Origin of the sequence: Capnocytophaga sp. oral taxon 329 str. F0087, from assembly GCF_000213295.2 — a bacterium.
GTDB lineage: Bacteria > Bacteroidota > Bacteroidia > Flavobacteriales > Flavobacteriaceae > Capnocytophaga > Capnocytophaga leadbetteri_A.
The window spans coordinates 2,738-12,679 of record NZ_KN390003.1; the positions used below are offsets into that span (position 1 = coordinate 2,738).

The 9,942-nt window shown below is 38.5% G+C and carries 10 protein-coding genes and 1 tRNA gene; 2 read left to right on the top strand and 9 right to left on the bottom strand.

What is annotated here, in order from left to right:
* On the top strand, positions 1 to 205 hold a 205-nt coding region (locus HMPREF9074_RS12680; protein ID WP_232297129.1), incomplete at its 5' end, for a hypothetical protein.
* Positions 206 to 218: 13 nt separating this feature from the next.
* Here the strand turns inward: HMPREF9074_RS12680 and HMPREF9074_RS05865 are convergent.
* From HMPREF9074_RS05865 to rho, 6 genes are all read right to left on the bottom strand, one after another.
* Entirely contained in the window at positions 219 to 1,004 is a 786-nt protein-coding gene (locus tag HMPREF9074_RS05865; protein ID WP_009392992.1) for a rhomboid family intramembrane serine protease, read from the bottom strand.
* Complete coding sequence (lpxB, locus tag HMPREF9074_RS05870; protein ID WP_009392994.1) at positions 1,001 to 2,107, bottom strand: lipid-A-disaccharide synthase; 1,107 nt, start codon at positions 2,105 to 2,107, stop codon at positions 1,001 to 1,003. Before lpxB ends, HMPREF9074_RS05865 begins: the two co-directional genes overlap by 4 nt.
* An 8-nt stretch (positions 2,108 to 2,115) precedes the next feature.
* Positions 2,116 to 2,823, bottom strand: a complete 708-nt coding sequence (locus HMPREF9074_RS05875; RefSeq protein ID WP_009392996.1) for a peptidylprolyl isomerase — start codon at positions 2,821 to 2,823, stop codon at positions 2,116 to 2,118.
* 2 nt (positions 2,824 to 2,825) lie between these two features.
* A complete protein-coding gene (locus HMPREF9074_RS05880) occupies positions 2,826 to 3,593 on the bottom strand; it encodes an alpha/beta fold hydrolase (protein ID WP_009392998.1) in 768 nt (255 codons plus the stop codon).
* 249 nt (positions 3,594 to 3,842) lie between these two features.
* Positions 3,843 to 3,927 (bottom strand) — tRNA-Ser (locus tag HMPREF9074_RS05885).
* Between the two features lie 135 nt (positions 3,928 to 4,062).
* Positions 4,063 to 5,775 (bottom strand): transcription termination factor Rho, encoded by a 1,713-nt coding sequence (gene rho / locus HMPREF9074_RS05890; RefSeq protein ID WP_009393000.1) that lies wholly within the window; start codon positions 5,773 to 5,775, stop codon positions 4,063 to 4,065.
* Between the two features lie 302 nt (positions 5,776 to 6,077).
* Between rho and HMPREF9074_RS05895 the strand changes: the two genes are divergently transcribed.
* Positions 6,078 to 7,028, top strand: coding sequence for a transketolase family protein (locus HMPREF9074_RS05895; protein ID WP_009393002.1), 951 nt, complete (start codon positions 6,078 to 6,080; stop codon positions 7,026 to 7,028).
* A 69-nt stretch (positions 7,029 to 7,097) separates the two neighbouring features.
* On the opposite strand, the gene HMPREF9074_RS05900 is transcribed toward HMPREF9074_RS05895, so the two are convergent.
* The 3 genes from HMPREF9074_RS05900 to HMPREF9074_RS05910 form a co-directional block, all read right to left on the bottom strand.
* Complete coding sequence (locus HMPREF9074_RS05900; RefSeq protein WP_009393004.1) at positions 7,098 to 8,162, bottom strand: nucleoid-associated protein; 1,065 nt, start codon at positions 8,160 to 8,162, stop codon at positions 7,098 to 7,100.
* A gap of 28 nt (positions 8,163 to 8,190) precedes the next feature.
* Positions 8,191 to 8,703, bottom strand: a complete 513-nt coding sequence (locus HMPREF9074_RS05905) for an IS1096 element passenger TnpR family protein (protein ID WP_009393006.1) — start codon at positions 8,701 to 8,703, stop codon at positions 8,191 to 8,193.
* Positions 8,704 to 8,762: 59 nt separating this feature from the next.
* On the bottom strand, positions 8,763 to 9,942 hold a 1,180-nt coding region (locus tag HMPREF9074_RS05910), incomplete at its 5' end, for an AMP-binding protein (RefSeq protein WP_034539983.1).

Sequence of the window (9,942 nt, forward strand, 5' to 3'; positions counted from 1 at the left end):
AGAGGGATCTTTAGAGTTAGGAAAAAATCCTCTGAGCACAGTACATTCAGTATTCTCTTCTTTACAAGAGATTACCACTAACATTGAGCTTAATATTAAGGGTAGTTTTCTAAACATCATTAATTTCAATTATCATTCAACCGATGCAAAGGTACGAAAAAAACAATTCATATATGTTAAAATTTTGTTAAAAATATTCTGTTAGCAAAAAATTAACATTACATATCATTTTCTTTACTAGCTTCAAATAAGAATTTCTTCTCTTTATCAGTTAGGCTGGCATAGCCACTAGCATTTATTTTATCTAACAATTGGTTGATGCGGTGCTGCTTCACTTTTTGTCTTTCTGGTTTGTTAGGTTTCATTTCTGGCATCTCTACACGCATACGCTTACGACTCCAAAGCTGGTATTTTGCCATTACTCCCACCATTATTCCTGCTATAATTCCTCCCAGATGAGCTATTTTGCCTCCTGAATTAGCCGAAAAATCAAATAAGTCAAATAGTATAATGGCCACTAACAGATACAACACTTTTACTCTGAGTGTAAATATATACACTCCGTATGAAGGAGTTACGGTCGCTATAAAAGCAAAAACACTTATAATACCTGCTGAAGCGCCTAACAAAATAGTATTACCAACTGAAGCGGGCAAAAAATGACCCAAAACTAAAAAAGCGGTTCCTCCTACCAGTACCCCCCATATATAAGCAACTAAAAATTGCTTTATATTGAAGAGATTGAAGAATATGCGCCCCGTGAAAAACAGAAAAAGCATATTCCAAAATAGATGAGAGAGGCTTACGTGATAAAAGGCGTATGAAAACAATGTCCAAGGGCGTTCTAAGTATAAATTCAGCGAATAAGGTACACATACCCAACTATTGAGTTCTGACTCTTCTATCAACCCTAAAAGCGTGACGACTTTCGCTAAAGCAAATAACATCACATTTAGTAGGAGCAAAATATCTGCAGTATTGATATAATAACCCTTCAGTCTCATTTCTTTACTATTAAGGCAGCGGTTTTTTCACTGGCTCCCTCTCCGCCTAATTTTTCACGCAGTAGCACATAGTCTTTAAATATCTCGTAGCGGCGCGTATAGGTAGAAAGTTTGTCAAGCTCTTTTTCTAAGTTCTTCTTAGTGAGGTCTCCTTGTATAAGCTCAGTAACTACAGGTTTATCCATTATTAGGTTTACTAACGAAATGTATTTCAGCTTAATAATCCGTTTAGCGATGTGGTAAGACAGCCAACTGCCTTTATAACAAACTACCTCAGGTACATTTAGTAAGGCTGTCTCTAAGGTGGCAGTACCGCTGGTTACTAAGGCAGCATATGATACCGATAGCAGGTCGTAGGTCTTACCGCTTACGAAGTGTACATTTTCTTCTTTTATAAATTGCTGATAAAATTCATAATCTATTGAGGGGGCTCCTGCTATCACAAACTGATACTGATGATAATCATCTACTACCGAAAGCATTATCTTCAGCATCTTGGCTATTTCTTGCTTTCTACTACCGGGTAGCAAAGCTATAATAGGACGACTGTCTAAACCGTTTTCGCTCTTAAATGTTTCAGCATCTACCTCTTCACGCTGCGCTATAGCATCTAACAGTGGGTGACCTACAAAGTGTACGGGATATTGATGTTTTTGCTCGTAAAAGGCTTTTTCAAAAGGCAATATCACATACATAAAATCTACATCTCGTTTAATTGCCTTTATCCTATTCTCTTTCCAAGCCCATATTTGGGGCGATATATAGTAATGGGTAGGGATATGTTGTTGCTTAGCCCATTGAGCTATGCGCATATTAAACCCTGGGTAATCTATAAAGATGAGCACATCGGGCTTAAAGTTAGCTATATCTTTTTTGCAGTAATCTATATTCTTAAGTATGGTACGCAGATTAGTAAGCACCTCCCAAAAACCCATAAAAGCGAGTTCTCGATAGTGCTTTACCAATGTACCGCCTACCTTAGCCATTTGGTCACCTCCCCAAAAACGAAAATCAGCTGCTGGGTCTTTGTCAAGTAGGGCTTTCATAAGGTTTGCTCCGTGTAGGTCTCCCGATGCTTCTCCTGCTATAATATAATACTTCATAAGATATGCTATTTGTTAAGTATAATTACTTTCATCTTGATGTCTTTTTTAGGCCAGTCATCTCTGCCTTCAGTCTCTACCTGATTGATTTTATCAGCCACTTCCATACCCGCAATTACTCTCCCAAAAGCGGTATATTTACCATCTAAATGATAAGCTCCTGGCTTCTGTACCACTATAAAAAATTCGTATGGCGAAGCAAACTGGTGCGGATTGTCTATATCACTGCTGGGCATCGACACAGTACCTCTGTGGTGCTTAAACCCTTTTTTAGTATCAGGGGGCAAAAGATAAGCCCCAATAGCGGCACGACGTCTGCTAATATCCCAACTTTCCGAATTACCTCCTTGTATTACAAAATTCTTTACCACTCGGTGAAAGACAGTCCCATCAAAGTATTTTTGCTTAGTTAGAAATATAAAATTCGCGCGGTGATAAGGTGTTTCATTAAATAACTCAATATCAATATTGCCGTAGTCAGTGATGATACGTACATAACGTTCTTTGTGTTGCTTTTCGTATTCGTACAGAAAGGGTATAGCCGTATCTGTGGTAAGAGTTTTAGTAAAAGTAGCAACCTCTTCAGCAGCAGACTTTGCTTGAACAGTATCCTTCTGTATAATGGCTGTAGTACTTTTTGTAGTCTGTGTCGATGGTTGGGTCGGCTCACTACAAGCTATCATTAACACACTGATTAGTAATAAGAACGCTTTCATAATTAACTCATAAAGTGGCGCAAAGCCTCTAAGGTTTCTTGTTTGTTTTCTATATATGACAGATGTCCCCCTGACAGCAAACTATAGCTTGCCCCTACCCTATCGGCTATTGCTATCATAGCCTCATAAGGTATCAGCGCATCATTTTTCCCCATAATAATATGCTTTTTAGCCTGCAATTGCTCAAATACTTCTGTGCGGTCAGGACGTTCCTTCATTCCAAGCGAGGCAGCTGCTATACCCTCATTAGGGGTAGCCAAACCAATTGCCACCAATTTTTCTAAATCTGCTTGCATTGTCAGTCTATTGGTCTCGCTAAAAAGATTGGTTACGGCAGTGCGTACAAATAGCTCCTTCTGTTTCTCAATCACCTTTAGCACGCGGTCTCTATTAGCTTTTTTCTCTTCTGAATCGGGTAGCGGAGTAGAGTTCATTAGTATCAAACCAGCCACTTTCTGAGCAAAAAGTTCAGCAAAAGCAAGCGCTACATAACCTCCCATCGAGTGACCTACTAACGTACAAGTACTTACGGCTTCCTTTTGTAGGATAGTGTACACCTCTTCCGCCATACGCTCCATAGTATGTACTGGGGCGATAGTGGGCGTTTTGCCGTGCCCTAATAAGTCTATGGCTATCACACAATAATCATCTGATAGCCTATCAGCTAAATCTTTCCATATACTGTGGTCTTCTAAAAACCCGTGCAGAAAAACAATAACCTTAGCCTCGCTGTTCCCTTGTTTTGTATAAAAAAAATGTTCTGCTATCATAATAATAAATATTTATCACATTCTCCCAGCCCTCTCAATCTTCCTAGCCCTCTCAATCTTCCTAGTCCTCTCAATCTTCCTAGTCCTCTCAATCTTCCTAGTCCTCTCAATCTTCCCAGCCTTCTCAATCTTCTCTGCCCTCTCAGCCTTCCCAATCTTCTCTGCCTTCTCAATCTTCCCGCCTTACCGCACAAAAAATAAAAAAGACTAAAACAGGTATCCCCATTTTAGTCCATTTTTGCTATTCTGCGGAGAGAGAGGGATTCGAACCCCCGGAGGTGTTACCCTCAACGGTTTTCAAGACCGCCGCATTCAACCGCTCTGCCATCTCTCCAGTTGCATAAACATATTGTTGTTTCATTTATGCGGGTGCAAAGGTACAACTATTTTTATTATCTGCAAATTTTTCGGCAATTATTTTTCAAATATTTTTTATAAAATTTTATAAACTACTGTATATCAATAATTTTTAATTATTCATTGTTGCCAAAAACTCTTGATTATTCCGTGTTTGCTTCATCTGTTTCTCCATAAATTCCATGGCTTCTATCGGATTCATCTCTGCCAAATACTTACGCAACACCCACGTACGGTTTAGGGTATTTTCATCTAATAACAAGTCATCACGACGTGTAGAAGAAGCCATCAGGTCTATAGCAGGGAAAATACGGCGGTTAGCTATACGCCTATCTAACTGTAGTTCCATATTGCCAGTTCCTTTAAATTCTTCAAAAATCACCTCATCCATCTTCGACCCCGTATCCGTAAGAGCTGTAGCTATAATTGATAGCGACCCTCCGTTTTCTATATTACGCGCCGCACCAAAAAAGCGTTTAGGTTTGTGTAGCGCATTGGCATCTACCCCCCCTGTAAGCACCTTACCCGAAGCCGGTTGCACCGTATTATAAGCACGTGCCAAGCGGGTTATTGAGTCAAGCAGAATTACCACATCGTGACCGCACTCTACCAATCGTTTTGCCTTTTCTAATACTATATTGGCTATTCTTACGTGTTCACTTGCCTCTTTATCAAAAGTTGATGAGATAATCTCTCCCCTTACACTGCGCTGCATATCAGTCACCTCCTCAGGGCGTTCGTCTATAAGCAATACCATCAGGTACACTTCAGGGTGATTCTTGCTGATAGCATTAGCGATGTCTTTTAGCAACATCGTTTTACCCGTTTTAGGTTGCGCCACTATCATACCGCGCTGCCCTTTCCCTATAGGGGCAAATAAATCTATTAGACGTGTTGAAATAGTTGAACCTCTACCAGCTAACTCAAATTTTTCATTAGGAAAAAGAGGCGTAAGATGCTCAAAAAGAACCCTATCGCGCACCACTTGTGGGTCAAGACCGTTAATCTTAATCACTTTTAACAGCGGATAGTACTTTTCTCCTTCTTTAGGCGGACGTACCTCTCCGTGTACCGTATCACCGGTTTGCAATCCAAACAGGCGTATTTGTGAAGGCGATACATAAATATCATCTGGCGATGCTAAATAATTATAGTCCGAAGAACGCAAAAAGCCATACCCATCAGCTGTAATATCAAGTACTCCTTCGCAATCTACCACGCTATCAAACTCAAAATCAGGAGCTCTATAGCGATTTTTCTTTTCTTTGTCGAAGTTATCAGCATCAACTACATAATTATTGTTAGGATTGTAATTAGCAGCAGGAGCAGCTGCTTTAGGAGGAGTGTTAGTGTTTTGTGAAGTATTTTTCTTCTGAAAAGACGGCTTATAGTCCCCTTTATTTTCTTCTTCTGCTCTAACTGACTTACTAACAGTTGTTTTGGCAAAATTCTCTTGATTAGAACTTCCCACTTTTTGCGGAACTTCTATTTTCTTTTTTCCACCTTTCTTTTTAGCTTCTGGTTGGGGTTTAGCCTCTAATTTAGGGGTAGGTTTAGATTCTGATTTGGCTTCCGGTTTGGCTTCTGATTTAGATGCTGACCTAGTCTCTGACTTAGTTTCTGATTGACTATCAGCGGCTACTACAGTTTTCTTAGGGGTATCTTCCTGAGGCAAAGGCGTTTGTCCTCCTTTCTCCTGAAAGGCAATAATCTGATTTATAAGGTCTAACTTATTCAGATAGCGATACTTAGGTACATTTAGCTGCTGAGCTATAGCCTGTAGTTCAGGAAGCTTTTTTGTTTTTAACTCTACAAAGTTGAACATTTTATGTAAAAATAGTTGTTATTAAAGTAAATAATTTTTTAGTAGACATTTTTTATTTTGAAAGTATAAAGTAATGGTAAGAGGTATTAAAATCGGGCGCAAATATACAAATTAATTATGAAATAGCAACTAATAAGGCTATATTTTTCCACCATACCTTTACTTTAGATATACCTACACCGAAGGATGAGCGAAAGATAAGCGAAGAAAAGTCGGCGAGCAATATTTCTCAATTTACTAATTTGCTAATTTGCTAATTATATATTACCTTTGCGCCTAAATTGATTATCATTATTATAACAATGAAAAAATATATTGATACAGGAAAAAAAGATACCCGAAGTGGGTTCGGAGCTGGCTTAGCTGAGCTCGGTCGTACTAACCCCAATGTGGTAGCCCTCTGTGCCGACCTTATTGGCTCTCTCAAAATGGAAAAATTTATTGAAGAGAACCCTACACGCTTCTTCCAAATTGGCATTGCCGAAGCTAATATGATGGGCATTGCTGCCGGACTTACTATCGGAGGCAAAATACCTTTCACAGGTACTTTTGCTGCCTTCTCTACCGGACGCGTATACGACCAAATACGCCAATCGATAGCCTATTCTAATAAAAATGTGAAAATATGTGCCTCTCACGCAGGTCTTACCTTGGGCGAAGACGGAGCTACTCACCAAATATTAGAAGACATCGGGCTGATGAAAATGCTTCCTAATATGGTGGTTATCAATCCTTGCGACTATAACCAAACCAAAGCAGCTACTCTTGCCATTGCTGATTATGTAGGGCCTGTTTACCTACGCTTTGGCAGACCTGCAGTAGCCAACTTTACACCTGAAGATCAAAAGTTCGAAATAGGAAAAGGTATATTGCTCAATGAAGGCACTGATGTTACTATTATAGCTACCGGACACTTAGTATGGGAAGCTCTATTAGCTTGTGAAGAATTAGAGCAAAAAGGCATCTCTGCTGAAGTAATCAACATTCATACTATCAAGCCTTTAGATGAAGATATAATTCTTAAATCAGTGAAGAAAACCAAAGCAGTAGTTACCTGCGAAGAGCACAATTACTATGGAGGCTTAGGCGAAAGCGTAGCACGCGTACTCACCCAGCATTACCCTGTTCGTCAGGAGTTTGTTGCTGTAAACGATTCTTTCGGTGAAAGCGGTACCCCAGCCCAACTGATGCAAAAATACGGATTAGACAAAGATGGTATTATAAAAGCCGTACACAAAGTACTTCAGAAATAAGCATAAAAAAACGACAAACGATAAATCTTGAAGATTTATTGTTTGTCGTTTATCATTTGTTATTAACTATTACTCCTTGTTTTTCTGTTCTTTATTGAAATACACTAAGTAATAATACATCTGCTTCTCCTCATCCCAACCCTTCTCTATAAACTTATCTGCCGATTCAGGATTGATAAAATCCATACGTATCTGTATATTCGTATCCAAGTCTATCACATTTTTAATCTTCTTGCGCACATCCGATACGGCTTTATTAGCTATTGGAAAACTTGACACATCTTCTATCTGATACTTAGGCCCTTTCTCTACTTTATAGTGCTTAAACTCTGGTATAAATTCTGGATTGTCAAACACTTCATTTACAAATGAGGTTTCTTCAAAATCATCATTTTTAGCAAAGTAATTAATAGCCCTATTCATAAAAAGTACTTCCTCTTTCTTATCTTCTGCTGGTAGAATAACATCTTTAGCAAAATCCTGACTAAACTTCAAGTACTTTTTAGTATAAAAGTTATCATCAATTAGGGCATCTACATTCAGAAAGTTTTCAAGCCAATACTTAGTATCATAACGATTACTATCTACTGACAGTATTTTATATCCTTCTTCCTTATTGGTGTTAAAAATAATACAACCTTTATCTAATTTCTGAATATTTACCCCTTCCTGAATAATAATTTCTAATTGGTTAGGTTGCTCTTCAAACTGAAAAAAGCTATTCTTCACCTCCGACTTAAAAATACCCACTGCTTTCACTTTTTCATTGTCTAAGTAAGTATCGTGTAGCAAAGCCACATATACCTCTCCACTCTTTATATGCGGGTGATTAGATTGGTTATAGAGGTGCTGTGCTATCTTTTTCGACTGCTGGTGAATACAACTCTCATCTTCAAAAATAGGAGTTACCAACTGATAAAGTTCGTTAAACTCTACATCAGCATCGTGTACAAATCTAAAATAATTCTCCTCTTTCTCTCTAAAAGGTTTAAAAAAATATTCTTTTAGCAAACCTATAATTTCATCATTCAGTGCATAAGGACTTTCTGATAAGAAAAGAGGTTCCCCTTTACTCTGATTGCCTACTCTATGCACCGAAAGTGTTTCAATATTAGTGGTATATAAATTTAGCATAGTTTTTTACTTATTACCTATTAGCTTATTATCGATAGTAGTCCTCTTCTGAAAAACTTTCGTAGTCTTCTTCGTCTATATCAAAGTCATTAAACTCATCGTCAAACTCATTAAAATCGTCAGCTACAAATGATTTTTCAGGAGCCTCAGCTGGAATAGTACCGTGAGCATACACTACTGTAGGGTATGATACCCCAGCTTCTTCTTCATCTACCTCTACTAATTCTACAAAGAATGTCCACATTTGCATAAAATCATAGACATATAGCAGTTTAGGTTCGTCTTCATTTACTACTGAATCGATAGTAGTCTCTTCCATTAAGCGTATTTCTCCACTCTCTGATAGGTCAAAAAGGGTTATTTCCTCTCCTTGATTCCAATCCTCATCTGTAAGGTAAAAAGAAGCCATCTCATCTCCTGCAAAACCAAATGATTGGTTTATCACATTGTGAAAGTCTTCTAAGGTAGCCTCTCCTTGAATCATAATGTCTCTAAAGACATCTTCTTTTACATCGAGTATTACTCTAAATTTGTATACCATTTTCTTCTTTTTTAGATAATTATATGGTTGATATATTAATTGTCAAATCAAAATTTTGTCTAATCTTCTAACTGTAGTCCAAGCTCTTCAGCGGCTATTTCGCGCATTTCTACCTTGCGTATTTTACCTGAGATAGTCATCGGAAACTCATTAACAAACTTCCAATAGCGCGGCACTTTGTAGTGCGCAATACGGTCTTTGCAGAAGTTGCGTAACTCTTCTTCAGTTAGGGTAACCCCTTCATTAGGTTTTATCCACGCCATTACTTCCTCGCCAAACTTCTTACTTGGTACGCCTATCACTTGGGCATCCATCACTCCTTCATAAGTGTATAAGAAGTCTTCTATCTCTTTAGGCGATATATTTTCTCCTCCCCTAATAATAAGGTCTTTTATACGTCCTGAAATGTGTATATAGCCGTCTTCATCCATCATTGCGAGGTCACCTGAGTGCATCCAACGTTGTTCATCTATTACTTGTGCGGTAGCTTGCGGACTGTTCCAATACTTTAGCATCACCGAGTATCCTCGTGTACATAACTCACCGCTCTCGCCACGTGGTACGATAGCTTTAGTCTCTGGATTGATAATTTTTATCTCTATGTGGTCTTGTATAGTACCTACCGAATGTATTTGTTTCTCAAAAGGGACTCCTATTCTTGTTTGGGTAGAAACAGGTGAAGTTTCGGTCATTCCGTAGCATATTGTTATCTCGTGCATATTCATCTGCTCTTTCACTCGCTTCATAATCTCTGGCGGACATAAAGCTCCTGCCATCACGCCAGTACGCAAACTCGACAGGTCATAAGGATGGCGATCTAAAGTGTATAATTCTGAGATAAACATAGTAGGCACTCCATACAAAGAAGTACAACGCTCGCGTTCTACTGCCTCAAGAGTTTTAGTAGCGTCAAAACTATCATTAGGAATAACCATTGTAGCACCGTGTGCCGTACAGCACAAGTTACCTATTACCATACCAAAACAATGATAGAAAGGTACTGGTATACACACCCTATCTTTATCAGTATAGTTCATTCTAACACCTATAAAATAAGCATTGTTAAGTATATTGTGGTGTGTTAGCGTTACACCTTTAGGGTTGCCCGTAGTACCCGAAGTATATTGTATATTTACAGGGTCGTCAAATTGTACTTTAGCTTCGTATGACTGCAATTTTTGATCTGACACTTTCTTACCTTGAGCTAAAAAGTACTCCCAACTCTCTCCCCAATACACT

Excerpts from the sequence above, each read along its gene's own strand:
- HMPREF9074_RS05905 (WP_009393006.1), bottom strand. The coding sequence starts at position 8,703 with ATGGTATACAAATTTAGAGTAATACTCGATGTAAAAGAAGATGTCTTT.
- HMPREF9074_RS05900 (WP_009393004.1), bottom strand. The coding sequence starts at position 8,162 with ATGCTAAATTTATATACCACTAATATTGAAACACTTTCGGTGCATAGA.
- HMPREF9074_RS05875 (WP_009392996.1), bottom strand. The coding sequence starts at position 2,823 with ATGAAAGCGTTCTTATTACTAATCAGTGTGTTAATGATAGCTTGTAGT.
- HMPREF9074_RS05865 (WP_009392992.1), bottom strand. The coding sequence starts at position 1,004 with ATGAGACTGAAGGGTTATTATATCAATACTGCAGATATTTTGCTCCTA.
- rho (WP_009393000.1), bottom strand. The coding sequence starts at position 5,775 with ATGTTCAACTTTGTAGAGTTAAAAACAAAAAAGCTTCCTGAACTACAG.
- HMPREF9074_RS05880 (WP_009392998.1), bottom strand. The coding sequence starts at position 3,593 with ATGATAGCAGAACATTTTTTTTATACAAAACAAGGGAACAGCGAGGCT.
- lpxB (WP_009392994.1), bottom strand. The coding sequence starts at position 2,107 with ATGAAGTATTATATTATAGCAGGAGAAGCATCGGGAGACCTACACGGA.
- HMPREF9074_RS05895 (WP_009393002.1), top strand. The coding sequence starts at position 6,078 with ATGAAAAAATATATTGATACAGGAAAAAAAGATACCCGAAGTGGGTTC.